This is a genomic window from Nonomuraea thailandensis (assembly GCF_024172165.1).
In the GTDB taxonomy this organism is placed as follows: domain Bacteria; phylum Actinomycetota; class Actinomycetes; order Streptosporangiales; family Streptosporangiaceae; genus Nonomuraea; species Nonomuraea thailandensis.
This window is the reverse complement of sequence record NZ_JAMZEB010000002.1, coordinates 1,567,394-1,592,170: the sequence shown is the minus strand read 5'-3', so window position 1 is coordinate 1,592,170 and position 24,777 is coordinate 1,567,394. Positions and strand designations below refer to the sequence as shown.

Here is a 24,777-nt window from a genome sequence, read left to right as displayed (position 1 = left end):
CCACGGGCACACGCCCGCGTCGTCCCTCGGATGCCGCCCGCGTTGTACCGCAGGTACGCGCCCGGCCGCCTCGGGCCGCTCACCCGCGCTCCATCGGCGCCCCGGCCCCGCACGGAGCCTCCGTGGCCGCCGGAGTCCGCGCGGTGACGGTGCAGGCGGCGAGCCGGCCGGGCGGGAGGCCGTGCAGCCGGTCGCGCCAGGTCCTGATCGTCCTGGCCACCTCCCACTCGCGCATGGTCTCGGGCGCGTCGAACTCGATCCAGCGGGTCAGGTCGTGCCCCGCGCGCGGCGGGAAACGCACGCTGTGCCCGGCCCAGACCGTACGGATGCCCATCCGGTACGGCCGCAGCCCGCCGAGCCGCACCCCGCCGGGCCCGTCGGCGAGCAGTTCCAGCGACTCCCCCACCATGCCGGCGTCGATCCCCGGCGCCCCCACCGCCAGCTCGCACGTCACCGGCGCCGCCACCGGGATCGCGGCCAGCAGGCGGCGCAGGTTGACGGTCATGCCGTTCAGCCCGGTCACGGCGGCCAGGAAGTCGATGCGCGTCACGATGATCGTCAGCCCGCGGCAGCGGGCCAGCGCGTCGAGCGGGAACGCCGCCACCCGCACCGCGTCCAGCCGTCCCGCCCACGGCCCGCTCACGGGCGGCACGTCCGCCCCGGTCAACCAGCGCACAGGGGCGCCGGACCCGTCCTCCCAGCGAGCGGCGGTGTCCGGCGCGGTCACCCCGCGAGCGGGACCCTGCCCGGTCGTCCCATGGGCGAGGGCGTCCGGATCGGCCGTCCGGCGGGCGCGGGAGCCGTCCGCGTACCAGCTCTGGCGGATCACGCGCCCGGGTGACCAGTCCAGCCACTCGGCCCCCGCCAGCTCCGGGACGCGCCGCAGCGCCGCCACCTGCTCGGTCACGAGCCGCCCGCACAGCGTCACCCGCTCCGCCCCCAGCGCCCGCACCAGCGCGAACGCGGCGGGAAGCTGCCGCTCGCCGTCCACCACGACGTGCACGCGCCGTTCCTTGGCCGCCTCCACGGCCTGGTCCACCTCGTGCCGGAACAGCTCGCACCTGGCGGCGGCGACGAGCACGTCGCGGCTGCTCTGCGTGCTGCCCTCGGCCAGTTCGAGGCCGTCGAGGCTGAGCCGGAGCGCGGGGTCGGCCGCCAGGCGCAGCGCCGTGCCGACGGCTCGCAGGTGCGCGTCGTCGTGGCCCGCCCGCTCGATGACGGCCGCCGCCCGCCCGGCCAGGACGGTGTGCGGGCCGTCCCGGCGGCGCTCGCCGGCGGCGCGCAGGCGGGCGGGGTCGGTGAGGCGCTCGACGATGCCGGCTCCCAGGTCGAGCACCTCGGCCCCGGGCGGCGGGACGATCTCGGTGGTGAAGTCGGTGAACGGGGGGATGACGAGGAGTTCCATCAACCGCTCTCTCCGGGCCAGGGGTAGGGGTGCGACTGCTGAACGGGCCCCAGGGGCTGCTGTACGACGAGCCCGTGCGGCTGCTGGATCCGCTGCGCGGACCCATGGGACTGCTGGACGGGGCCGTGCAGCTGCTGGACGGGGCCGTAGAACTGCTGGACGAAGCGGTTCGGCTGCCGGGCGGCCCGGCTCGCCTGCTGGCCGGGGCCGGTGCGGGACACCGCGCCCGGCCGCGAACCGGCCCGCGCCTGCCCGGCCCCTGACCGTGGGCCCCCCGCCTGCGCGGCTCCGGACTGCGTGACGTGGCCGCCCGGCGCCGACGAGCCCGCCGGCCGCAGGTAGACGCAGCGCAGCTCGGCCGCGTACCGCCGCTCACCCTCCCGCAGCCAGCAGCCCTCCGGCCCCGGCAGCACCTCCGTCACCGTGACGAGCTCGGCGCAGGCGGCCAGCCGGGCCAGCCCTTCGAGCAGCGCGGGCGAGCGCGTGTCCACGTAGAGCGACCGGCGCTCCCTGGGCGTCGAGGCGAAGAACGCGACCGGCAGCTCGTGGACCTCCCGCAGGCGCGCCATCGCCACCAGCAGCTCGCGGTCGCTCCCGGCCTGCCCGAGCGCATCGAAGGAGGACCGCCCCAGCCGCCACCGCCGTCGCGAGACGACCACGTTGTCCCAGGTCAGCCGGGGCACCCGGGCGAGTTCGCCGAGCCGCGGCAGCCGTACTCTGGGCAGCGCGAACGCCGTGTGCAGCGCCGTGTCGTGCTCGCCGTTGTGCAGCAGCAACGGCTCCTCCATCCCCTTGGCGTGCAGGACGGCGCGCTGCCCGTCGCTGTGCACGTACAGCTCGTCGAGCCCGATCCGCCGCCGGCGCGGGTCGGCCGCCACCCCGCCGAGCTCCAGCACGGGCCCGGGCAGCTCCAGCGGCGGCACGCCGTTGGAGCGGCGGGAGATGACGTTCAGCACGGTGAAGCCGGACAGCGCCCGCCTGATCCCGCTGTCACGCTCGGCCAGGCAGGCGGCGCCTTCCTCGTGGAACTGCAGCGCCCACGGCGTCAGCAGCACCGCGTCGTGGAGGCGGCTGAGGACCAGCGGGGTCACGCCCGTCTCGTACGCCTCCAGCGCGGGCGCGGCCACCATCACGTCGGCCGAGCAGAGAACGGGGGCGGCGGGCGGGGCGGGCTCGCCGAGCAGGCCGGCCAGGTTCAGCTCGGTGGCGTCGGCGGGGGCCTCGCAGACGAGGGCGGCGATGCGCGCGGCCAGCCGGTCGCCGTGCTCGATCTCCAGGTCGCCGGTCGAGCGCAGGACCTCGGCCAGCTCGTACGTGCCTGGCCCGAGCCGCCCGGCCAGCAGCCGGTTGGTGCGCTGCCTGGTCAGCTCGGCCTCCTCGGCGAGCAGGTCGAGCACCCTGGGCACGCGGCCCCGCAGGTCGGCGGCGAGCCTGTCGCCGACCGTGACGTGCAGCGTGCCTGCGGCGGCCTCGTGCACGATCGCCCGGTCGTCGCGGCTGCCGCCTCCGGCCAGCGCCTCGATCCGCCGCTGGACGGCCAGTTTCACGTCGGGCGAGGCGCCGGGGTACTGCGCGAGCAGCTCGCTGATCTCGCCGACGCGCCGGCCGAGCGGCAGGTCGGCGTCCTGGGCCGGGCGCGCGCCGATGATCGCCCGCACGCGCTGCGCCGGCACGCCGGCCCGGGCCGCGAACGCCCGCCCGGGCCCGCCCGGCGCCGGCATCCTGCGCGCCCGCGCGCCGTCGCTCTCATCACCTCCGGCCTCGCCACCTCCGGCTTCACCACCCCCGGCGCGGCCTCGCCGGGTACGTCCCTCCACCTCGGCACCCCCGCACTCGCAGCTCCCCGGAGCAGCGGCCCGCCCGCGCCCGGCAGCGCCGGGATCCACCGCGAGCTCACCACCACCCGCCGCCGCTCCGCCGTCCCGGGCACCCGACGCCACCCGCACCCCTCGGGCGATCAGCCGCTCGCGCAGCCAGCCCAGGGTGTCGCAGACGGTGGCGGGCGGGCACAGGTCGTGGGTGAGCAGGCCGCGCCGCACCGCCACGGCCAGCGCCGCCGCCGAACGCTCGACGCCCGTGCCGGTCGCGGCCGCGATCTCGGCCAGCGTGCGCCCTCCGTCGCAGTGCCCCACGAACGCGGCCCCGTCGAGCACCTCCCCCGTCCACGTCTTGCGCCGCGGCACCAGCCCGGCGACGAGCGCGGGCTCGGCCAGCACGCGCTGCTGCAGCGCCTCGCCCACCCGCGCGGCCGGGAACGCCACCCGCCGCGAGCACTCGCCGGCCCCGGCCCAGGTGTAGCCTCCGCGTTGCCCGGCGGCGACGGCCCCGTAGTTGACGGGCCCGTAGCAGCCCGCCGTCTCGCACGACGCCGAAAGCCGCTGCACCTGCTCGGCGAGCTCGCGGCGGGTCTTGCCGCCCTTGGCCCCGTGCCGCAGGTCGCGGTAGAGGGCGGGTGAGGAGCCCACGAGCGCGTCGAGGAACCGTTCGTCGGCCACGATCCCGGCCACGGCGGCCCTGCCGAGCGCGGCGTCGCCGGAGACCAGGCCGGCCAGCGTGAGCCTGGCCTCCTCCAGCCGCCCGGTCACGTCGTTCCACGCTGTCAGCCAGCCCGCGGGGCCGGGCGCGCCGTCCGGCAGGGGCCGCAGGTCGCGCAGGCGGCTGCGCAGGCCTCGGCGCAGCCGCCCGCTTCCCGCCCGTCCGGTGGGCGCTGCGGACGGGCGGGCGTCGGTGCCGCGGCCGGGCGCCTCGGCGAGCAGGTCGAGTGCCCGCCGCTCCAGCCGTACGACCGCCGCGGCCGCCTCCGCCGCCCTGGGGTGGACGAGGGACTGGACGAGCTCCCAGGGGAATCCGGCGCTCCGGACGACCACGGCCGGCAGCAGGGTCCAGTCGTGCTCGGTGTCCATATGGGCCTCTCCCATTCCAGGCATGAATTCGTCGTTCCGCGTCTTAACTCAGATATTTACAAGATCATTTTCTTGTGTCAATGAGTTCACGGATTAGAAGAAAATGAGAACCGGGCACCTCGGCCACAAAGCCCCGAGGATAATTACCGGCCAACGCCGGCAAACCGTTCCATACAGGGCAGCGCTGTTTACTTTCCGTAGCCACCCGTCCTATCCTTGCAGTACAGAGCGTCAACGCCACGCTTCCGGCGCCTCGTTGAAATGACAACGAGCACGAATTTCGGCGTGGCCGTCCGGGCGTTGATTTATCAGCCATTCAAAACGCGACGGCCCGCCTTCGGATAATCATGCCGACATGCCGGGGGCGTTCTCATTCGCATGCCAGGGCAAGGTGCGGTCAAGCGTGCGCGCCTGCGCACCGGAGAGGAGAAACGGACTGATAGAAGGTGACATGGGGGGTGAAGGGAACCGTGACGGACGACGGGAGACCGCGGCGCCGCGACGGGCCGCGACTGAGCACGCCGGTGCTGGTGCTGGCAGGCATCCTGGTCACGGTCCTGGTGGTCGCGCTGGACTTGTCCACGGGCACGGCGGTGCGGCTGTTCCCGCTGCTGATCTTCTTGCCGGCCATCGTCTCGGGGCTCGGCGAGGTGTGGCAGACGGTGCTGGCCTCGCTCTGGGTGATCCTGGTGGAGATCGTCCTCGGCCTGTACATCGGCGCCGAGACCGACGACATCCTGCTGGCGGCCGGGTTCATGGTGGTGTTCGGAACGCTGAGCGCGCTCGGCTGCGGCTACCGGGTGCGGCGCGAGGAGGAGGTGTCCCGGCTGCGCTCGGCCGCTGCGGCGCTGCAGCGGCTGATCGTGCGCCCGCTGCCCCTGCGCACGGCCGACGTGGTCGTCAACGGCCTCTACCAGCCGGTGGAGGAGGACGCGATGGTGGGCGGCGACATGTACGAGGTGGCCGCCTCCCGACACGGCACCCGCGTGCTGATCGCGGACGTCCAGGGCAAGGGCCTGCCCGCGATCGGCACGGCGCTGGCGGTGCTCGGCTCGTTCAGGGAGGCCGCCTACCGCGAGCCCACGCTGACCGGCGTCGTGGCCGCCCTGGAGAACTCCGTGGTCAGGCAGAACGCCTTCGCCGCGCAGACCGGCGAGCCCGAGCGGCTGGTCACCGCCCTCGTGCTCGACATCGGCAGGGAGCCCGTGGTCGAGGCCGTCAACTGCGGCCACATCGCCCCGTTCGTCATCCGCGACGGCGCCGTGACCCAGGTGGACCTGGGCGATCCCGCCGTGCCGCTCGGGCTGGCGGCGCTGTCGTCGACGCCCAGGAAGGGCGCGCGGTTCACGTTCCCGGCCGGCGCGACGATGCTGCTGTGCACCGACGGGGTCACCGAGGCCCGCGATCCGCGCGGCGCCTTCTACCCGCTGGAGGCGCGGCTGCGCGCCTACGCCCGCGCCCCGTCCGGCGGGCTGGCCGCCAGGCTCGAAACCGACCTTCGCGACTTCACCCGCGCCGCCCCGCGCGACGACGTCGCGATCCTCACGCTCCGCAGAACCGAGCCGTCACCATGAACCACTGAGCACACCCGCGCGTACCTACACACATCGGACACGTGGTCCATGGAGGTGTCGTGGAGCTCAGTCTCTTGCGGGCGCAAGCGCACAGCCCGTCGTACTTCTCACTCCTGCGCAGCTCGTCGGGAGAGCGCGCCCCGGTGGACTTCTGCATCCCTTGCAACCCCTATTTCCCCACACCGGAGATCTTCGAGCACCTCGGGAGAAATCTGGAGACGATACTCAAGTTCTATCCGAGCGACGCGGGCACGATCACCGAGGAGCTCTGCTCCACGCTCGGGCTCCACCCCAAGACGGTCGCGATGGGCAACGGCTCCACGGAGCTGATCACCTGGATCGACCACCTGCTGGTCCGCGAGAGCCTCGCGGTGCCGATCCCGACCTTCGGCCGCTGGACGGACCAGCCGCTGGAGACGGGCAAACGGGTGGACATGTATCCGTTGCAGGAGAGCCGCAACTTCACGCTCGACGTGAACGACTACGTCTCGTTCATCCGTACGCGCGGCTCGCGGGTGGCGGTGATCTGCAACCCCAACAACCCCGACGGGGGTTACCTGCCCAAGCACGAGGTGCTGCGCCTGCTCGACCAGCTCATCGACCTCGATCTGGTGATCGTGGACGAGTCGTTCGGCGACTTCGTGGACGCCGAGCCGTACCCGGGCATCGCGGCGGAGGCGGCCGTGCGGCCGAACGTGATCGTGCTGCGCAGCCTCGGCAAGAACTTCGGCCTGCACGGCATCCGCTTCGGCTACATGGTGGCCAACCCGGCGCTGGCCGGGCGGGTCAGGGACGCGCTGCCCAAGTGGAACCTCAACTCCTTCGCCGAGGTCGTGGTGTTCATGATGCGGCAGTTCATGCCCGAGTACCAGGACAGCCTCAGGCGGCTGGGCAACGACAGGAGGGCGATGTTCCAGCAGCTCAGCACGATGCCGGGGCTGTCGGTGTTCGCCTCGCAGGGCAACTTCCTGCTGGTGAAGCTGCCGCCGGGCCACGACGGGGTGCCGCTGCGCGACCACCTGCTGGCCGAGCACGGCGTGTACGTGCGCGAGTGCGGCAACAAGCTCGGCACGACGAGCCAGTTCCTGCGGCTCGTCGTACGCCCCCAGGAGGACGTACGACGGCTGCTGATCGGCATGACGCAGTTCCTGTATTCGGGCAGCCTGCACGAGATCCCGGTGATCGGCCTGCACCACAGGGCCGTCAACCCGATCTCCGCATGAGGCCGGCGCGTTACCGCCCGCCCTCCTGCCCGTGCCCGTCCTGCCCGTGCCCGTCCTGCCCGCGCAGGTGGTAGCGCTTGGGCAGCTTGAGCCCGCGCGTGTCCATGACCTGCCGCAGGCGGTCGGGGTAGTCGGTGATGAGGCCGTCGACGCCGTCGTCGACGAGCTTGTTCATGGTCGCCTCGTCGTCCACCGTCCACGGGATCACCTTGATCCCGAGGGCGTGGGCCCGGTCCACCATGTCCTTGGTGACGTACGGCTGGTAGTTCGCGTCGGTGATCCTGCCGCTCTGCGGGAACCCGTGGACCGGCGAGAACGCCTGCGCGCCGAACGACTTGACCGCCCTGAGCGGGTCGCCGCCGAAGTCGTCGATGTCGAGGCCGCCCAGCCAGGGCGAGGCGCCGGGCTGCCCGGTCTGCAGGAAGTCGCGGTTGGTGAGGGCGACGAGCGGCAGGCGCGGCTCCAGCTCGCGCGTCCGCATGAGCGCGCCCCAGTCGAAGCTCTGGATGGTCACCTGCCGCAGCAGCCCGGCCCGGCGGATCTCGTCCAGCGTCACCCGCACGAACTGCTCCCTCGGCGCCGTCTCGCTGGGCGCCCCGGCCTCCACCTTGGTCTCGACGTTCAGCTTGACGCCGCGCGCCCGGTAGCGGCGCACCAGGTCGAACACCTCCCGCAGCGTGGCCATCGGCGCGCCGGGCACGGCCCGCTGCCCGGGGAACTCCGCGAGCGTGGACGTGCCGCAGTCCATGGTCCTGACCTGCTGGAGGGTGAGCGTGTTGAGGTACTTGCCGACGTAGGGGAACTCGAGGTCGCCCGCGACGGCCGGCGCGGTGTCGCGGCACTTCCTGCCGCTGATCCTGCGGTCGTGCGTCACGACGGCCTGGCCGTCCTCGGTGATCTGCACGTCCAGCTCCAGCGTGCTCACGCCGAGCTCCAGCGCGTTCGCGAACGCGGGAGCGAGCTCTCCACCACCAGCCCGAGCCCGCCGCGGTGCGCCTGCAGGTCGAAGTACCGGTGCCGCCCGGCGTCGGCGGCGGCCGTACCGGGCAGGGCCGCGAGCGCCAGGGCCGCCGACGCCGCGAGCGCGTGCCATCTCTTCATGTCTTCGTCCGTCCCCGTAGAGGTGCTGGTCTCGCGACAAGATCGGGCATGCCGGGGACGGGCGGGCGTACGCGGGGTGAGCACCGGGCGAAGCCTGCGCGATCAGCCGAGTGAGGACGGACGCCGGGTGGGGAGGCCGTCCGCGGGCCGGGGCCGTCAGGCCGGGAGGTCGTCCGCCATGACGGCGTCGATGGCCTGCCGGCACGCCTGCCGCAGCACCGGTGGCGGCGCGGCGCCCGTCGCCAGCGTCTCGGCCAGCGCCGCCGCGATCAGGCCGTACTGCAGCAGCGTGACGCCCTTGCGGGCGAGCACGACGCCGGCGCGGGCCTTCAGCTCCAGCCCCGCGACCCGGGCGTCCGCGCCGGGCCGCTCGTCGTGGCCGTCGCCCAGCCGCACCAGGGCGTCCTCGTCGCCGTCGGGAAAGGGCCGGCCGAGGAACGCCTCCACGGCCGCCAGCGCGGCGGGCAGCTCCAGACTCATGACCTCACACCGCCTCCTGCACGTCGTCCCCGACCGCGTCGGCCGCCCTGACCTCGTCCATCATCGCCGCCATGTCCCGCGCGTACGCGCGCATCCGCAGCACGCCGAGCCGCCGTAGCTCCTCCACCCCCGCCATGATCCGCTCGGTGCCCGCCCCGGCCTCGGCACGCCGCCGCAGCAGCCCGTACCGCAGGTCGTCCAGGGCGGTGTTGACCCCGTCCACCACGCGCTCCCCCAGCACCCGCGAGCCGCCGAACAGGGCGCGCGGCGTCACGCTCAGCGCGACCAGGCGCGGCCCCGGAGCGCACACCGCGCTCACCGGGCCCTCCGACGTGCCGCGCACGTCCCCGTCGGGCACGCCGCCGATCGTCTCCAGCATCGCGATCAGCCGGTCGAACAGCTCGCCGAAGCCCATCAGCGGCACCCCGGCCCCGGCCCGCAGCGCCGCCGCGCTCACCTCGACCGACGCGGTCACCCGCGCCATCCGCGCTTCCAGGTCGGCCCGTACGGCGCGCAGCTCGCGCGCCAGGGCCAGCGGCTCGACGAACGGCACGGCGGCGTCGGCCGGCGGCTCCCCGGCGAAGGCGGCGTCCACCGCCTCGGCCACCAGGGCGGCCACGATCTCCGGAGGCTCGCGCGTCAGCCAGGAGTCGATCCCGACCGAGACGAGCCTTCCCCCCGCAAGGACGGCGCGCACGCCGGGCTCCCGATGATTCCTTCGCAAATCGACGTACTCCGACGGATTCTGGCTGGTGGCGCCTGCCACGCTAACCCGCTGCGGCACGCCCTGAGCAGGGCGTCGCTCCGAGTTCACGACATGTTCGCCCGCCCGCAGACGTGCTCCGCCCGCTCCCGGGCCGGGGTAAGCTGTCCCGGCATCTCTTTACACCATAAATAGTCAGCCGACGATGGAAGGGTTCCGTGCTCTCCAGTCACCAGGCAAGCACCGTCCAGACCCGTGACCACACCGCCGCGGACAGCCACGACAACATCCAGGTCCGCGGCGCCAGGGAGAACAACCTCAAGGGCGTCTCCCTCGACATCCCCAAGCGGCGCCTCACGGTCTTCACCGGCGTGTCCGGCTCCGGCAAGTCCTCGCTCGTGTTCGACACGATCGCCGCGGAGTCCCGGCGGCTGATCGACGAGACGTACACGGCGTTCATCCAGGCGTTCATGCCGAGCCTGTCCCGTCCCGACGTGGACGCCCTGCGCAACCTGAGCGCGGCGATCATCGTGGACCAGGAGCGGATGGGCGCCAACGCCCGCTCCACCGTGGGCACCGCCACCGACGCGCACACCATGCTGCGGATCATCTTCAGCCGCGTCGCCGAGCCGCACGTCGGCTCCGCCTCCGCCTTCAGCTTCAACATGGCCGAAGGCATGTGCCCCGATTGCGAGGGGCTGGGCAAGGCGACCGACATCGACGTGGACGAGGTGGTCGACAGGGAGCTGTCGCTGAACGAGGGCGCGATCAAGGCCCCCGGGTACGCGGTGGACAGCTGGCCCTGGCAGATCGTGGCCGGCTCCGGCCTGTTCGACCCCGACGCCAAGCTGAAGGACTACACCGAGCAGCAGTGGGCCGACCTGCTGCACAAGCCCGCCACGAAGCTCAAGTACGCCAGCAACAACTTCACCTACGAGGGCCTGCTCGTCCGGGTCAGGCGCAGCGTCCTGGGCAAGGACCGGGAGTCGATGCAGCCGGCGGCGCGGGCGTTCGCCGACCGGGCGATCAGGCTGGCCCCCTGCCCCGCCTGCGACGGCACCCGGCTGAACGAGGCCGCCCGCTCGGCGCGGATCGACGGCAGGAACATCGCCGACTGCTCGGCCATGCAGGTCAACGACCTGGCCGACTTCGTCCGCGGCATCGACGACCCGCGGATCGGGCCGGTGCTGGAGGGGCTGCGCTCGACGCTCGACTCGCTGGTCGAGATCGGCCTGGGCTACCTGAGCCTGAACCGGGAGTCGTCCACGCTGTCGGGCGGCGAGGCGCAGCGCGTGAAGATGGTGCGCCACCTCAACTCCAGCCTCACCGACGTCACCTACGTCTTCGACGAGCCCACCGCCGGGCTGCACCCGCACGACATCCAGCGCATGAACCGGCTGCTGCTGGCGCTGTGCGACAAGGGCAACACGGTGCTGGTGGTCGAGCACAAGCCGGAGACCATCGCCATCGCCGACCACGTCGTGGACCTCGGCCCCGGCGCGGGCACGGCGGGCGGCCAGGTCTGCTACTCCGGCCACCTGACGGGGCTGCGCGCCTCAGGCACGCTGACCGGCCGCTACCTCGACCACCGCGTACGGCTGCGCGAGAGCTTCCGCGAGCCCGCCGGGCGGCTCCCGATCAGGAACGCCACCCTGCACAACCTGCGTGACGTGAGCGTGGACATCCCGCTCGGCGTGCTGACCGTGGTCACCGGCGTGGCCGGCTCCGGCAAGAGCTCCCTCATCCACGGCCACGTGGCGGGCGGGGACGGCGTGGTGGTGGCCGACCAGTCGCCGATCCGCGGGTCGCGCAGGAGCAACCCGGCCACCTACACGGGGGTGCTCGATCCGATCCGCACCGCCTTCGCCAAGGCCAACGGGGTCAAGGCGGGGCTGTTCAGCGCCAACTCCGAGGGGGCGTGCCCGGCCTGCAAGGGCATCGGCCTCATCTACACCGACCTGGCGATGATGGCCGAGGTGGCGTCGGTGTGCGAGACGTGCGAGGGCAAGCGGTTCACGCCGGAGGTGCTGACGTACCGGCTGCGCGGCAAGAACATCAGCGAGGTGCTGGAGATGCCGATCTCCGAGGCCCGCGACTTCTTCCCCACCGGCCAGGCCGGCACCATCCTCGACCGCCTGGTCGCCGTCGGCCTCGGCTACCTGGGTCTCGGCCAGCCCCTCACCACCCTGTCGGGCGGCGAGCGCCAGCGGCTCAAGCTCGCGATCAACATGGCCAAGAACGGCACCACGTACGTGCTGGACGAGCCCACGACGGGCCTCCACCTCGCGGACGTGGACCAGCTCCTGGCCCTGCTCGACCGCCTCGTGGACGGCGGCAACTCGGTCATCGTCATCGAGCACCACCAGGCCGTCATGGCCCACGCCGACTGGATCATCGACCTCGGCCCGGGCGCCGGCCACGACGGCGGTCAGGTGGTCTTCTCCGGCACCCCGGCCGACCTGGTGGCGAACGGCACCTCCCTGACGGCCATCCACCTGCGCGACTACGTCAACCGCCCCTGACCTCCGGCCCCTCGCCTCCTGCCGAGCCCGGCCGGAGGCGAGGGCGGGCCGCGGAAAACGCTTCAGACGACCGGCCGGCCCCGGAGCGGCAGGCTCTCAGACAGCCAGCCGGGCCAGGACGCGGGCGAAGTCCGGCGGCGGCGCCACGACGAGCCTGGTCTGCCCGTCCCTGGTCACGATGTCGGCCCTGATCAACGTCAGCCGCCCCGCGTGCCACCAGTGCACCTGCGAGCTGAGCCCGTCGGTGCGAGCGGCATGCACCCGCAGCCGCTCGATGGCCCGCACCACCCCGATCCCGTCCACCGGATGCACCAGCAACGTGTACGGATCCGGCAGCACCACGAGCACCCCGTCGGCGGGCACCGCCAGGTAGTCGGCCAGCCACCGCAGATGCGTGGCGGCCGACGGGCTGGAGGCGGTCAGCCGGGTGACGGGCGTGCCCGACAGCTCGATGTACTCCACCCGCAGCCGCTCCTGCCCCCGCACGTTGGCCACGGCCAGGTCGAGGGCCTGCCCGGTGGGCACGGGCCAGCATCCGGACTCCTCCGGGCGCACCGGACGGGAGCCGACGGTCAGCAACTCGACGAGGTCGGCGCTGAGGTGGCGGCCGACGACGCGGGTCAGGTCGGGGACCTCGTCCACGGCCTCCACGCGGGTGCGCATCAGCGGGCGCACCTGGTCGAGGTCGCACACGTCCAGCCGCTCGCCGGCGGTGGCCACGGCGTGCGCGAGGTGCTCGGAGACCAGCACGGGCCAGTCTTCCCTGGCCCTGCGCCCTGCCTCGCGCCGCAGCCCGGTGAGCCTGACGACGAGCGCGCCCGGCGCTCCACCGAGCGTCACGGCGGAGCCGTCATGGGCGAACTCGAAGGTGTATCCGAGGGACTCCGCGACGAGCGCGAGCAACGAGTCGAGATCGACGTCCTCGACCGGCCGGCGAGAGGGCTCACGCCTGAACAAGTTCACGCGTCGTGTCCCTTTCTGTCGGATTCGTCCCTCCTACCTTGCCTGCTCCTCATTCCGCATCATGCCAGTTAGGGAGCACGATTCGGTATCGATACCACCAAGTGCGCCAAGCCAGACACTGTGCTGTGGCGACCCGTGCCCGACGGGCAGCCCGGCCACGATCGGCACCCCGAGCGGCGCCAGCCGATCCTCCAGAACGGGGTACGGATCCCCGCATCCCACCCACGACCCGAGCGCGATCCCGCGCACCCCGTCGAACACGCCCGCCTGCAGCAGCTGGGTGAGCATGCGGTCGATCCGGTACGGATCCTCGCCCACGTCCTCCAGGAACGCGATCGCCCCGTCGAAGGACGGCTGCCACCGCGTGCCGCACATCGAGGCGACCAGCGACAGGTTCCCGCCGCGCAGCACGCCCTCGGCCCGACCGGGCGCCAGCACCCGATCGCCCGCCACCGTGGTGGTGGCCGCGCCGAAGAGCGCCTCGCGCAGGCTCTCCCACGTCTCCGGCTCGGGCCCGCTCTCGTCGCCCGCGATCACGTCGCAGGCGGCCATCGGCCCGTGCAGCGTGGGCACCCCCAGCTCGATGGCGAACGCGTTGTGCAGCGCCGTGATGTCGCTCGACCCGAGCAGCACCTTGGGTCCGGCCTCGCGCATCAGGCCCCAGTCGAGCAGGCCGAGCAGCCGCCCGGCGCCGTACCCGCCCCGGCAGCAGAACACCCCGGAGACGGCCGGATCGCACCAGGCCGACTGCAGGTCGGCGGCCCTGGCGGCGTCCTCGCCCGCCAGGTAGTCGAGGCCCTGGCGGTCGAGCACGTGCTCGCCCACGACCACCTTCAGCCCCAGCGACTCCAGCCGCTGGACGCCGCGCTTGAGCAGCACGGCGCTGGGCGGTCCTGAGGGGGCAACAACGGCGACGGTGTCACCTGGCCGCATCGATCAGCTCCTTGACGAGCGCGGGTAGTGCCTGGCCGATCGGCTCGTTGACGACTCGGTCGGCGAACGGATCATACGGCGTGGGCTGGGCGTTCACGATCACGAGCCGGGCGCCGGCGTCGAGCGCCTCGCCGCACAGCCCGGCCGCGGGATGCACGGTCAGCGAGGTGCCGATCGCCACGAACAGGTCGCAGGAGCGGGCCGCGCCGAGCGCCGCGTCGATCACCTCGGCCTTGAGGTTCTGCCCGAACGAGATCGTGTTGGACTTCTGGATGCCGCCGCAGCGGGGGCAGGGCGGGTCCTCCTCGCCCGCGGCCACCCTGGCGAGCACCTCCTCCATGGGCGTGATCAGGTCGCAGGACAGGCACTCGGCGCGGCGCATGGTGCCGTGCAGCTCGATGACCTTCTCCGGCGAGGAGCCGGCGCGCTGGTGCAGCTCGTCGATGTTCTGCGTGATCAGGGCCCGCAGCAGGCCGGCGTGCTCCAGCTCGACCAGCGCGTGGTGGGCGGGGTTCGGCTGGGCCCGCCAGGCCGGGGACTCCAGCCTGGCCTGCCACGTGGCGCGCCTGACGTCGGGGTCCGCCAGGTAGCGGTCGATCGTGGCGTTGGCCTCGGCCTGCGGATTCTTCGTCCAGACCCCCTGCGGCCCCCGGAAGTCGGGGATCCCCGAGTCGGTGGAGATGCCCGCACCGGTCAGCACCGACACTGACGATGGCTCGTTCACGTGGCAAACGGTGTCACACTTGCTTTCCGTATGCGACTTCCGCCCCACATCCTCGTGGTCAACGGCATCAAGGTCCGCCGGCCGGTCTTCCTGCTCGGAGCTCCGCATTCCGGCGTGGATCTGCTGGCCCGCGCCCTGAAACGCTCGCCGGGCTTCCACGTGACGATGGGCCGCGCGAGCGTGGCGCACGTGGTGTACGCCTTCGCCCGCAAGCCGTCCATCGCCCGCACGTCCGGCGCGGTTCGCGTCATGCGCGACGCGCTCGCCGAGTCGTGGCAGGTGCTGCCCCGCTCCTGCGGCGAGTGCGCCGAGCCGTGCCGCGAGGCGGGCGGCGTCACGGGCCTGGGCCCCTGCGTCTCGGCCGGTGACGTCACCCGCTTCGGCGACGGCAGCCCCGACCTGCTCTACAGCGCGCCCGTGCTGCTGCAGGCCTTCCCCGACGCCCGGTTCGTGCAGCTCATCCGCGACGGCCGCGACGTCGTGGCCGGCATGCTGGGCGACCCGGCCTGCCTGGCCTGGTTCAAGCCGGCGATGCTGAGCGAGCAGACCGAGTTTCCCAACGCGTTCCTGGGCGTCAACAAGGACGAGCACCTGGAGCGCTGGAAGACCATGCCGGCCGCGGGCAAGAGCGCGCTGCGCTGGCGCGGCGCCGTGCGGATGAGCGCCGAGCTGCGCCGCACGCTGCCCGAGCCGCAGCTGCTCACCCTGCGCTACGAGGACCTGGTCGACAGGCCGCCCCAGTCGGTGGCCACACTGTCGGAGTTCCTGGAGACGCGGGTGTCCAAGGTCGTGCTGTACGACACCGCGGTGCCCAAGGTCGGCGCCTGGCGCACCCGGCTGCGCCGCGACGACCTGGAGCTGGTGAGCAAGGTCGCCAGGGAGGAGCTCAGGCGGCTGGGCTACCAGCAGGGCTGAGCCGTGCGCTCATGAGGCCGGGCTGCCCGAGGAGCTGAACTGGGTGCGGTAGAGCTCGGCGTACAGCCCGCCGCGCGCCAGCAGTTCCTCGTGCCCGCCGCGCTCGGCGACCCGGCCGTCGTGGATGACGAGGATCTCGTCGGCCTCCCTGATCGTCGAGAGCCGGTGCGCGATGACCAGCGACGTGCGGCCCTCCAGCGCGGTCTTCAGCGCCACCTGCACGGCGGCCTCCGACTCGGAGTCGAGGTGGGCGGTGGCCTCGTCGAGCACGACCACGCGCGGCGCCTTCAGCAGCAGCCTGGCCAGCGCCAGCCGCTGCTTCTCTCCTCCGGACAGCCGGTAGCCGCGGTCGCCCACCACGGTGTCCAGCCCGTCGGGCAGGCTCTCGACCAGCTCGCCGATCTGCGCGGCGCGCAGCGCCTCGCGGATCTCCTCGTCGGTCGCCTCCGGCCTGGCGTAGCGGAGGTTGGCGCCGATGGTGTCGTGGAACAGGTGGGCGTCCTGCATGACCACGCCCACCGTGTCGCGCAGCGAGTCGAGCGTGGCGTCGCGCACGTCGATCCCGTTGATCCGGACCGCGCCCTCGTTGACGTCGTACAGCCGGGACACCAGCGAGGTGATCGTGGTCTTGCCCGCGCCGCTGTGGCCGACGAGCGCGATGAGCCGGCCCGGCCCGGCCGTGAACGACACGCCCTTCAGCACCGGGTACGACGGGCCCGTGTCCTGCCTGGCCACCGACTCCAGCGAGGCCAGCGAGACCTCGTCGGCGGCCGGGTAGCGGAAGCTCACGTCGTCGAACTCGATCGTCACGGGCCCCCCGGGCACCGGCACGGCGTCCGGCTTCTGCGCCACCATGGGCTTGAGGTCGAGGATCTCGAAGACCCGGTCGAAGCTGACGAGCGCGGTCATCACGTCCACGTGCACGTTCGACAGGGACGTGAGGGGGCCGTACAGGCGCATGAGCAGGGCGGCCAGGGCCACCAGCGTGCCGAGCTCGAAGGCGCCGGAGACGGACAGCACGCCGCCGATGCCGTAGACGAGGGCGGTGGCCAGCGCCGCGATCAGGCCGAGCGCGACCCGGAAGACGGTGCCGTACATGCCGACGGTCACGCCGACGTCCCGCACCCTGGCCGCGCGCCTGCCGAACACCTCGGCGTCGTCCTCGGGCCTGCCGTACAGCTTGGCGACCATGGCGCCGGCCACGTTGAAGCGCTCGGTGGTGACGGAGCTCATCTCGGCGTCGAGCTGCATCTGCTCGCGGGTCAGCGCCGACATGCGGCGGCCGACGTACTTGGCGGGCACGATGAAGATCGGCAGCAGCACCAGCGCGACCAGCGTCACCTGCCACGACAGCGCCAGCATCGCGCCCAGCACCAGGACCAGGCTGACCACGTTGGACACGACGGAGGACAGGGTGCTGGTCAGGGCGCGCTGGGCGCCGATCACGTCGGTGTTCAGCCTGCTGACCAGCGCGCCGGTCTGGGCGCGCATGAAGAACGCGACCGGCATGCGCTGCACGTGGTCGAACACCTCGGTGCGCAGGTCGTAGATCAGGCCCTCGCCGATGCGCGCGGAGAACCACCGCTGCACCAGCGTCAGCCCGGCGTCCACCACCGCGAGCGCGGCGATCGCCACCGCCAGCCCGATCACCACGCCGGTCTGCTTCAGCAGGATGCCGTCGTCGATGATCGCCTTCATCAGCAGCGGGTTGGCGACCACGATCACCGCGCCCGCCACGACGAGCAGCAGGAACGCCGTGATCTGCCGGGTGTACGGCCGGGCGTAGCGCGCGATGCGCCGGACCGTGCCGGGACGCAGCCGCTGCTTGGTGACCGAGCCGTCGCGCCGCAGGGACGTCATCATGCCGGGGCCGAAGCCCCCACCCATCATCGCCATCCGGGGGATCCCTCCTCCTCCGCCGGAGACAGCGCCGCCGGAGCGGCCGGGGATTCCCGTCTCAGCTCAGCGCGAAACTCCGCACCCACACGCAGCCGCCCCCATATGCGGCCGCACCCACGCGCGACCGCCCCGCACACGCCGCCGTCCCCGCACGGCGGCCGGACGCCGCATACCTCTCAGCGTCCCCCGAAGCCCCCTCTGAGCGCCACCGGGGCCGCATCCCACATAGGTGCCCCAATCACCCGCATGCGGACGGCACAGCCCCCTCACGGCCCGGCGGCAGGCGAAAGGCGCTCACCGCCGACGCACGTCAACCGCGAATTTCTTGACCGTTCAATCAGCCGAACAGCGCCTTGATCCGCGCCGCCTGCTCGATCCCCTCGGCCACACTCTGCTCCTCCAGGGTGCGTGCCTGCGCCCCCTGGAGGAGCCGCTTGGTCGCCACGGCCGCGTCCCGGTTGGTGGACAGCAACTGCGCGACCTTCTCACGTACCGCTTGATCCAGGTCGCCCCCGGCGACCACTCTCTCCGCGAGGCCGATGCGCATGGCCTCATCGGCGTGCACGGTCCTGGCGGTCAGGCAGATGTCGATCGCCTTGGCCAGGCCCACCAGCTCGACCAGGGGCTTGGTCCCCGTCAGGTCGGGCACCAGGCCCAGTGCGGGCTCTTTCATGCAGAACGAGACGTCGTCGGCCACGATCCGCAGGTCACAGGAGAGCGCGAGCTGGAACCCCGCCCCGATCGCGTGCCCCTGCACCGCGGCGATGGAGACGATCTCCGGGCGGCGCAGCCACAGGAACCCCGCTTGGGCCTGTCTGATGCGCTGCTCGAAATCGGCGCCGTCGCTCTTGGCCGCCGAGCCGAACGAGCCCTGTCCGGGCACCCCCTCAGGTGTGAACATTCGCAGGTCGATGCCTGCCGAGAAGGACGGTCCCTCACCTTTCACGACGACGACGCGCACCTGCTCGGGCAGGCTCTCGCCGATGCGAGCCAGTGCCGACCATGTCGCGAACGTCTGTGCGTTGCGCTTTTCCGGCCGGGCCAGCGTGATCGTCGCTATCTCACCGTCCACCTCGAGGCGAACTCCGCCCTCTGCCGTGGCAGGGCCGTCGTCCGCATACCCCCCGCGCTGTTGCGCCTGCGCTTCCGCCATCGCCCGCTCCTTGTCGTCGGACTGCTGCTGACCGTCGCGCCCGAGCCTACAGAATATCGTTCTGGCTCGGGCGCGACGGCGGCTGACTAGGGACGGGCGGCTGCGGTCGCACGTTCCGAGGCGGCCGTCAGCGCTTGGACTTGCCTCGGGTCGCCCCGCCGCGTCCGCGCAGAGTCACACCGGACTCGCTGAGGATGCGGTGGATGAACCCGTAAGACCGACCGGTCGAAGCGGCCAGCGCACGGATGCTTTCGCCCGCGGCGTAGCGCTTCTTGAGATCGCCGGCCAGTTTTTCCCGGTCGGCCCCGGTGACCCGGGTGCCCTTCTTCAGTGTCTCGGCCACGAGTACCTCCTGTAGTGCCGGACTTCCGCAGCGTTACTCCGCCATGATCAGTCATTTCAGCGGGATCGGCTACCTACTCCACGGGAAAAGATCCGTACCCACTCAAATTAAGATCAGGCAAGTGCCACAAGATCGGAAAATTCGTCGCTCCACGCGTCTTCAGTTCCGTCAGGTAGCAAGATCACCCTATCCGGTGACAGGGCGTCAACGGCACCCTCGTCATGTGTGACTAGGACGATTGCTCCTGAATACGACCTCAGAGCGTTGAGAACCTGCTCGCGGCTGACCGGATCGAGGTTGTTCGTGGGCTCGTCGAGAAGGAGGACATTGGCACTGGAGAGCACCAAGATCGCTAGTGCGAGCCTGGTCTTCTCACCACCGGACAGAACGCCGGCGGGCTTGTCGACGTCGTCACCGGTGAACAGGAACGAGCCGAGCACCTTGCGCAACTCGGTGTCGGTGAATTCGCCGCCGGCCGAGCGCATGTTCTCCAGCAGCGTACGGTCGGCGTCGAGCGTCTCGTGCTCCTGGGCGTAGTAGCCGACCTTGAGGCCGTGGCCCGGCTTCAGCGCTCCGGTGTCGGGCTCCTCCATGCCGCCGAGTATGCGCAGCAGCGTCGTCTTGCCCGCGCCGTTCAGGCCGAGGATGACGACTCGGTGACCTCGGTCGATGGCCACGTCGACGTCGGTGAACACCTCCAGCGACCCGTACGACTTGGACAGCCCTTCGGCCGTCAGCGGCGTGCGCCCGCACGGCTGCGGCTCGGGGAAGCGCAGCCGCGCCACCTTGTCGCTCTGCCGCTCCTCCTCGGTGCCGGCCAGCAGGCGGTGCGCCCGGCGCATCATGTCCTGGGCGGCCTTGGCCTTGGTGGCCTTGGCGCGCATCTTGTCGGCCTGCGCCAGCAGCGCGCCGGCCTGTTTCTCGGCGTTGGCCCGCTCGCGCTTCCTGCGCTTCTCGTCGGTCTCGCGCTGGGCCAGGTAGGCCTTCCAGCCGACGTTGTAGTGATCGATCACCGACCGGTTGGCGTCCAGGTGCAGGACCTTGTTGACCGTCGCTTCAAGAAGGCCGACATCGTGGCTGATGATCACCAAGCCACCTTGATGACTGCGCAAAAAATCACGAAGCCACCCGATTGAGTCCGCATCTAGGTGGTTTGTGGGCTCGTCGAGAAGGAGAGTTTCCGCCCCGCTGAAAAGAATTCGCGCCAATTCCACGCGCCTGCGCTGGCCGCCGGAAAGCGTTTGCAGCGGCTGCCCGAGCACCCGGTCGGGCAGGCCCAGACTGGAGGCGATGGAGGCGGCCTCCGACTCGGCGGCGTATCCGCCCAGGACGTGCATCTGATCTTCGAGCCGCCCGTACCGCCTGACGGCCTTCTCCCTGGTGCGGTCGTCGGCGGAGGACATGCCGAGCTCGGCCTCGCGCAGCTTGCGGATGACCTCGTCGAGCCCGCGCGCCGACAGGATGCGGTCGCGGGCGAGCACCTGCAGGTCGCCGGTGCGCGGGTCCTGCGGCAGGTAGCCGACGCTGCCCGTGGTGGCGACGGTGCCGGCGGCGGGTATGCCCTCGCCCGCCAGCACCTTGGTCAGCGTCGTCTTGCCCGCGCCGTTGCGGCCGACGAGCCCGATCTTGTCACCGGGATTGACCCGGAACGAGGCTTTCTCGATGAGCAGGCGCGCGCCCGCGCGCAGCTCGATGTCATTGGCGATGATCATGGTGACCGGAACACTCCCGAGCTAGGAAACAAGGATTGGGCGTGCGCCGCCGGTCAATCGGGAGTATGCATACCGATCAGTGTAGGGCTCCTTGCGGGAGCCCTACCTCCTGTCAGCCCTTGGTCAGATGTTCGCCGATCAGCACCAGGTTGTGAATGGCGGCCAGGCCGTACTGCGCGGCGCTGTTGGTGCTGACGAACGGCGCCTCGTGCACCGGGTGCGGCACCTCGGGCCCGTCCACCAGGGTCAGCTCCCACTTCTCCTGATGTTGCAGCGGGTTGCGGTTGAGCTGGTCGCCCTCCCCCAGGCGGAACTTGCGCCAGGCCCACGCGGCCAGCTCGGCGTCCCCGGTACGGGCCGCCGCGTACGCCGTGAGCCGGCTGTGCGCCTGGATCAGCGAGATTCCGCTCAGCCGCTGCCCCACCTCGGCCTCCTGCTGCTCCGGCGGCGCGAGATAGAGCCGGCAGTACTCCAGCCACGCCTCCTCGAACCCGGGCACGCCCAGGTCGAGCGCGATCAGCTCCGCGCACATCTCCGGCAGCCCGAACAGCGACGACAGGTGCGAGATGGAGATCCGGTCACGGGAGGTGTCGAAGCGGCCGGTCTCCAGGTCGAGGCGGCCCTCCCCGGTCAGGAAGCGGCGCGGCATCGCGCCGATGTCGGCCATCGTGCCGAGCAGCCGGTCCCTGGCGCGCTCGTCGCCGTGCCGCTCCCACCTGGTCAGCCACGCCGCCGCCAGCGAGCCCCAGTCGGTGCCGAGCCCGACCGACAGCGCGGACGGGTCGGGCGTGTAGACGTCCTCGCGGACCTTGCGCAGCGGGTCGATCGCCAGGAACGTCTCCTCGGGCACGCTGAGCTCGTCCATGAGGTCGCCGGTGCGCTCGTCGGCCGTCAGGTAGTAGTAGAAGCGCCGGTAGGCGGCGTTGGAGATGCGCAACTGCTTGCAGCTGCAGCCCCAGTGCTGCACGTTGTGGCGGCTGCCCAGGCCCTTCCACCTGCCGAGGTGGTAGACGTCCACCTCGCCGGTGTGGCGGGTCATGGACTCGGCGAAGCGGAAGACGTCGGCGCGGCCGGTGCGCAGGTACTGCAGCCACAGCCACAGGTCGGGTGACAGCTCCGAGTTGTCCCAGGCGTAGCCGCCGACGTCGTAACGCCAGGTGTGCCGGTCCTCGTCGTAGGTGTGCATGACGTCGCCGTAGTCCCAGAACCCGTACCAGCGGCGCTGCTCGCGCTCGCGCACGTACAGGTCGAAGAGGAAGTCGAGGCGGTCCTCGATCTCGGCGTGCGCGGGGGTGGCGCGGTCGGGCAGGCCCCAGACGCCGAACACGCCCGCCTCGCGCACCCGCTCGGGGCTCGCGACCAGCAGCCCGGGCTCGTTCATGGCGGCGGCGTGCGCGGCCAGCTCGGCCGCGGCGGGCGTGGCGTCGTGGACGCGCAGGCTCAGCTCGTGCGTACGGGCGATGCCGCGCGGATCGCCGAACCCCGGCTCGTAGTCCTCGTAGGTGACCTCCAGGCCTTCGAGCTGCTCCTCGAAGGTGTCCTGGCCCATGCCGTCGTGGTAGAAGCGCAGGTCCATGGCGGGCGCGGACGGCGACCACAGCCAGATGGTGGCGGTGGCGACGTCGGTGGCCGCGTTCCTGACGTCGAGGCGGGTGGGGTGCAGGCGCCAGAAGTCGCGCAGCCCGAAGCCGAGCCCGCCGCTGACGCCGCCGACGTAGCCGTACCCGTTCGAGCGGCCGCCGGCCGGGACGGTCACCCAGGCGTGGCCGTCCTTGGTGCGTTTGCGCAGCGTGTAGCCGTCGGCCGAGGTCTGGTCGAGCGTGTGGTCGTTCCAGGCGGGGATGAGGTGCAGGCGGCTCGCCACCTCGGGGGCGAGCTCGCCGGCCGGGCGGCCCTCGACCTGGGCGCGGCGGGCGGCCTGGCCGGGATCGAGGCGCAGGCCGGTCAGCCCGCGCACGGCCTCGGTGAGGAAGCCCTCGCCGCCGGCCAGGCGCACGTGCCGGTCGTGCGGCTCGTCGCGCATGACGACGTCGGCGCGCAGGCCGAGCCCGGCCAGGAAGTCGCGCTCGGGGTCGCCGTCCCAGACGAAGGTGTGCAGGACGCGCACGTGCTCGGCGCCCGCGTAGAAGTACAGGCGCACGGTGAACGGCAGCCGGCCGCCGTGCCGGCCCTCCAGCCGGACTACCGCGCGCAGCGGCCCTTCCTGCTCGGCCGTGACGCTCTCGACGACGCCCTCGGCCTGCTCGCGCGAGACGTGGCCGCCCTCGTCGGGGGTGGGCCCGTCCTGGCGCAGGCTGATCAGGCGCACGTTCGTGGCGATCTCGCGGCTCCCGCGCGAGATCGACCGCGCCACCGAGCCGCCGCCGATCCGCCAGGTGATGACGCCCGTGCTCACCACCAGGTCATGCCCCTCGCGGGTGACGGTGACGGCGGTACCGGCGGCGGCGGGCTCCCTGCCGGGCTCCAGCCGGTACGTCCCGGACGGCTGCCCGGCGCCGATGGCGTGCGCCGTCCACTTGACCGAGCCGTCCGGCCAGGTGGCGGTCACCCAGCTCTGCACCGGCACCTCGTTCCCGCCGGCGTCGGCCAGCGCGAACGGCGTGCCCCGCCCGACCGTGCCGCGTGGCCACGGGACTCCCCAGGTCACCCCCTGCTCTCCCGGCCGGTCCAGCCAGCGCAGCTCCGTCATGCGATCTCCTTCAGTCGCTCGGCGACGATGGCGGCCACCTCGTCGGCGCCGCGGAAACAGAAGTGGGTGTCGTCGGCCACGCCGTCCGGGTGGAGCGGATGCGTGCCGGGCGGGAAGTGGGTGAACAGGGCCTTGGAGCCTTCGGGGCCGAGGCGTTCGTACAGCTCGGTGGTGGCCCGCGTCAGGTCGATGAGCGGTACGCGCTCGGCGGCGGCCAGGTCGCGCACGCGGTCGGGGTAGTCGCCGTGCGTGGGCACCAGCCGCGCGCCCTCGAACCTGCGCCGCTGCACCGGCGTGCACAACACCGCGAGCGCGCCCGCCCCGCGCGCCTCCTCGACGAAGGCGCGCAGGTTCTCCCGGTACGGCAGCTCCGGCTCCTTCTGGTCGTTGTGCCCGAACTGGATCACCACGACGTCGCCGGGCGAGGTCTCGCGCAGCAGCGCCGACCACAGGCCCTCGGCGCGATGGCTGGCCGTGGTGGCGCCGCCCTTGGCGAGGTTGCGCACCGGGCCGCCGGCGTAGGCTCCGAGCTGCGCTCCCCATCCGGACATCGGCGCCTCGAAGGCCGGGCAGGCGGCGACCGTGGAGTCCCCCGCCAGCAGCACGGTGCGCGTGCTCACTCCTTGACGCCCCCGATCAGCACGCCCTTGGCGAAGTGCTTCTGCAGGAACGGGTAGAAGAACAGGATCGGCAGCGTCGCGATCACGATGATCGCGAACTTCACCCCCTGCTCCGGCGGCACCCAGGTGCGGTCCATCTGCGACAGGGCGGCCGCGGGGTCGGTGGCCACGAGCTGGCGGACGAGGATCTGCAGCGTCCACTTGTCCGGATCGGTGATGTACAGCAGCGGCGACATGTAGTCGTTCCAGATCGCCACCGCGTAGAACAGCGCGAACGTCGCGATGATCGGCTTGGACAGCGGGAGGACGATCTTGAAGAAGACGCCCATCTCGTTGCAGCCGTCGATCCTGGCCGCCTCCTCCAGCGCCTGCGGCAGCTCCTGGAAGAAGCTCTTGACGATGATCAGGTAGAACGGGTTGATCGCCAGCGGCAGGATGAGCGCCCAGTAGCTGTCGAGCATCCCCAGGTCGCGCACCACCAGGTAGGTGGGGATCATGCCGCCGGTGAAGACCATCGTGAAGATGACCAGGTTCAGCACCAGGGTGCGGCCCGGCAGGTACCGCTTGGCCAGCGGGTAGGCCATGGTGAAGGTCAGCATGACCTGGATCACCATCCCGACCGCCGTCACGACGACGGTCGTGAGCAGGGACCGGATGAAGGTGGGGGTGGCGAAGATGTACTCGTACGCCTCGGTGACGATCTTCTCCGGCCACAGGAAGAACGGCCTGGCGGCGATCTCCGGCTCGGTGGCGAACGACGCGGCCAGCACGTAGATCAGCGGCAGCACCGTGATCAGCGCCAGGCCGGCGAGCGCGACGACGTTGAGGACGTCGAAGACGCGGCTGCCGACGGAGTTGTGGTTGTTGACCGCGAGCTTCTTGGGCTTGGTCTCAGTCATGGTGGTCATGCCGGGG

Annotated in this window: 20 protein-coding genes; 4 read left to right on the top strand and 16 right to left on the bottom strand. The window is 71.9% G+C overall.

What is annotated here, in order from left to right:
• Positions 1-79 precede the first annotated feature (79 nt).
• Together HD597_RS11400 and HD597_RS11395 are read right to left on the bottom strand one after the other, a co-directional pair.
• Positions 80-1,405: a hypothetical protein gene (locus HD597_RS11400; protein WP_253741978.1), complete on the bottom strand. Its 1,326-nt coding sequence runs from the start codon at positions 1,403-1,405 to the stop codon at positions 80-82.
• Positions 1,405-4,308, bottom strand: a complete 2,904-nt coding sequence (locus HD597_RS11395; RefSeq protein ID WP_253741977.1) for a lantibiotic dehydratase family protein — start codon at positions 4,306-4,308, stop codon at positions 1,405-1,407. Before HD597_RS11395 ends, HD597_RS11400 begins: the two co-directional genes overlap by 1 nt.
• A 458-nt stretch (positions 4,309-4,766) precedes the next feature.
• On the opposite strand from HD597_RS11395, the gene HD597_RS11390 reads away from it, so the two are divergent.
• Together HD597_RS11390 and HD597_RS11385 are read left to right on the top strand one after the other, a co-directional pair.
• Positions 4,767-5,882 carry a PP2C family protein-serine/threonine phosphatase gene (locus tag HD597_RS11390; protein ID WP_253741976.1) on the top strand — a complete coding sequence of 372 codons (1,116 nt, stop codon included), beginning with the start codon at positions 4,767-4,769 and terminating at the stop codon, positions 5,880-5,882.
• 59 nt (positions 5,883-5,941) lie between these two features.
• A complete protein-coding gene (locus HD597_RS11385; protein ID WP_253741975.1) occupies positions 5,942-7,105 on the top strand; it encodes a pyridoxal phosphate-dependent aminotransferase in 1,164 nt (387 codons plus the stop codon).
• Positions 7,106-7,115: 10 nt separating this feature from the next.
• On the opposite strand, the gene HD597_RS11380 is transcribed toward HD597_RS11385, so the two are convergent.
• The 4 genes from HD597_RS11380 to HD597_RS11365 form a co-directional block, all read right to left on the bottom strand.
• On the bottom strand, positions 7,116-8,030 hold the full coding sequence (locus HD597_RS11380; protein WP_253741974.1) for a glycerophosphodiester phosphodiesterase family protein: 915 nt from the start codon (positions 8,028-8,030) through the stop codon (positions 7,116-7,118).
• Positions 8,027-8,206, bottom strand: coding sequence for a hypothetical protein (locus tag HD597_RS11375; protein ID WP_253741973.1), 180 nt, complete (start codon positions 8,204-8,206; stop codon positions 8,027-8,029). The genes HD597_RS11380 and HD597_RS11375 overlap by 4 nt, the downstream gene beginning before the upstream one ends.
• 156 nt (positions 8,207-8,362) lie before the next feature.
• Complete coding sequence (locus HD597_RS11370) at positions 8,363-8,686, bottom strand: hypothetical protein (protein WP_253741972.1); 324 nt, start codon at positions 8,684-8,686, stop codon at positions 8,363-8,365.
• A gap of 4 nt (positions 8,687-8,690) precedes the next feature.
• Complete coding sequence (locus HD597_RS11365; RefSeq protein WP_253741971.1) at positions 8,691-9,383, bottom strand: hypothetical protein; 693 nt, start codon at positions 9,381-9,383, stop codon at positions 8,691-8,693.
• Between the two features lie 602 nt (positions 9,384-9,985).
• Between HD597_RS11365 and HD597_RS11360 the strand changes: the two genes are divergently transcribed.
• Positions 9,986-11,911: an ATP-binding cassette domain-containing protein gene (locus HD597_RS11360; protein ID WP_372513616.1), complete on the top strand. Its 1,926-nt coding sequence runs from the start codon at positions 9,986-9,988 to the stop codon at positions 11,909-11,911.
• 96 nt (positions 11,912-12,007) lie between these two features.
• Here the strand turns inward: HD597_RS11360 and HD597_RS11355 are convergent, their stop codons facing one another.
• The 3 genes from HD597_RS11355 to HD597_RS11345 are packed head-to-tail and all read right to left on the bottom strand — an operon-like array spanning position 12,008 to position 14,531.
• A complete protein-coding gene (locus HD597_RS11355) occupies positions 12,008-12,874 on the bottom strand; it encodes a hypothetical protein (protein ID WP_253741969.1) in 867 nt (288 codons plus the stop codon).
• Positions 12,875-12,907: 33 nt separating this feature from the next.
• Positions 12,908-13,807: a S66 peptidase family protein gene (locus HD597_RS11350; RefSeq protein WP_253741968.1), complete on the bottom strand. Its 900-nt coding sequence runs from the start codon at positions 13,805-13,807 to the stop codon at positions 12,908-12,910.
• Positions 13,794-14,531, bottom strand: coding sequence for an SIR2 family NAD-dependent protein deacylase (locus HD597_RS11345; protein ID WP_253741967.1), 738 nt, complete (start codon positions 14,529-14,531; stop codon positions 13,794-13,796). Before HD597_RS11345 ends, HD597_RS11350 begins: the two co-directional genes overlap by 14 nt.
• A gap of 30 nt (positions 14,532-14,561) precedes the next feature.
• Here HD597_RS11345 and HD597_RS11340 point away from each other — a divergent pair, with 30 nt between their 5' ends.
• Positions 14,562-15,446, top strand: a complete 885-nt coding sequence (locus HD597_RS11340; protein ID WP_253741966.1) for a sulfotransferase family protein — start codon at positions 14,562-14,564, stop codon at positions 15,444-15,446.
• 9 nt (positions 15,447-15,455) lie between these two features.
• Here the strand turns inward: HD597_RS11340 and HD597_RS11335 are convergent, their stop codons facing one another.
• The 7 genes from HD597_RS11335 to HD597_RS11305 form a co-directional block, all read right to left on the bottom strand.
• Positions 15,456-17,342 carry an ABC transporter ATP-binding protein gene (locus HD597_RS11335; protein ID WP_253741965.1) on the bottom strand — a complete coding sequence of 629 codons (1,887 nt, stop codon included), beginning with the start codon at positions 17,340-17,342 and terminating at the stop codon, positions 15,456-15,458.
• Positions 17,343-17,682: 340 nt separating this feature from the next.
• Entirely contained in the window at positions 17,683-18,498 is an 816-nt protein-coding gene (locus tag HD597_RS11330; RefSeq protein WP_253741964.1) for an enoyl-CoA hydratase/isomerase family protein, read from the bottom strand.
• A 127-nt stretch (positions 18,499-18,625) separates the two neighbouring features.
• Positions 18,626-18,841, bottom strand: coding sequence for a helix-turn-helix domain-containing protein (locus HD597_RS11325; protein ID WP_020547488.1), 216 nt, complete (start codon positions 18,839-18,841; stop codon positions 18,626-18,628).
• Positions 18,842-18,954: 113 nt separating this feature from the next.
• Positions 18,955-20,553, bottom strand: coding sequence for an ABC-F family ATP-binding cassette domain-containing protein (locus HD597_RS11320; RefSeq protein WP_253741963.1), 1,599 nt, complete (start codon positions 20,551-20,553; stop codon positions 18,955-18,957).
• A 112-nt stretch (positions 20,554-20,665) separates the two neighbouring features.
• Positions 20,666-23,242: an exo-rhamnogalacturonan lyase family protein gene (locus tag HD597_RS11315; protein ID WP_253741962.1), complete on the bottom strand. Its 2,577-nt coding sequence runs from the start codon at positions 23,240-23,242 to the stop codon at positions 20,666-20,668.
• Positions 23,239-23,862, bottom strand: a complete 624-nt coding sequence (locus tag HD597_RS11310; RefSeq protein ID WP_253741961.1) for a rhamnogalacturonan acetylesterase — start codon at positions 23,860-23,862, stop codon at positions 23,239-23,241. The genes HD597_RS11315 and HD597_RS11310 overlap by 4 nt, the downstream gene beginning before the upstream one ends.
• On the bottom strand, positions 23,859-24,770 hold the full coding sequence (locus tag HD597_RS11305; RefSeq protein ID WP_253741960.1) for a carbohydrate ABC transporter permease: 912 nt from the start codon (positions 24,768-24,770) through the stop codon (positions 23,859-23,861). The genes HD597_RS11310 and HD597_RS11305 overlap by 4 nt, the downstream gene beginning before the upstream one ends.
• Between the last annotated feature and the right edge of the window lie 7 nt (positions 24,771-24,777).

Coding starts and splice junctions, on each gene's coding strand:
- HD597_RS11400 (WP_253741978.1), bottom strand. CDS start 1,405: ATGGAACTCCTCGTCATCCCCCCGTTCACCGACTTCACCACCGAGATC.
- HD597_RS11395 (WP_253741977.1), bottom strand. CDS start 4,308: ATGGACACCGAGCACGACTGGACCCTGCTGCCGGCCGTGGTCGTCCGG.
- HD597_RS11375 (WP_253741973.1), bottom strand. CDS start 8,206: ATGAAGAGATGGCACGCGCTCGCGGCGTCGGCGGCCCTGGCGCTCGCG.
- HD597_RS11370 (WP_253741972.1), bottom strand. CDS start 8,686: ATGAGTCTGGAGCTGCCCGCCGCGCTGGCGGCCGTGGAGGCGTTCCTC.
- HD597_RS11360 (WP_372513616.1), top strand. CDS start 9,986: ATGCTGCGGATCATCTTCAGCCGCGTCGCCGAGCCGCACGTCGGCTCC.
- HD597_RS11350 (WP_253741968.1), bottom strand. CDS start 13,807: ATGCGGCCAGGTGACACCGTCGCCGTTGTTGCCCCCTCAGGACCGCCC.
- HD597_RS11340 (WP_253741966.1), top strand. CDS start 14,562: ATGCGACTTCCGCCCCACATCCTCGTGGTCAACGGCATCAAGGTCCGC.
- HD597_RS11335 (WP_253741965.1), bottom strand. CDS start 17,342: ATGGCGATGATGGGTGGGGGCTTCGGCCCCGGCATGATGACGTCCCTG.
- HD597_RS11330 (WP_253741964.1), bottom strand. CDS start 18,498: ATGGCGGAAGCGCAGGCGCAACAGCGCGGGGGGTATGCGGACGACGGC.
- HD597_RS11320 (WP_253741963.1), bottom strand. CDS start 20,553: ATGATCATCGCCAATGACATCGAGCTGCGCGCGGGCGCGCGCCTGCTC.
- HD597_RS11315 (WP_253741962.1), bottom strand. CDS start 23,242: ATGACGGAGCTGCGCTGGCTGGACCGGCCGGGAGAGCAGGGGGTGACC.
- HD597_RS11305 (WP_253741960.1), bottom strand. CDS start 24,770: ATGACCACCATGACTGAGACCAAGCCCAAGAAGCTCGCGGTCAACAAC.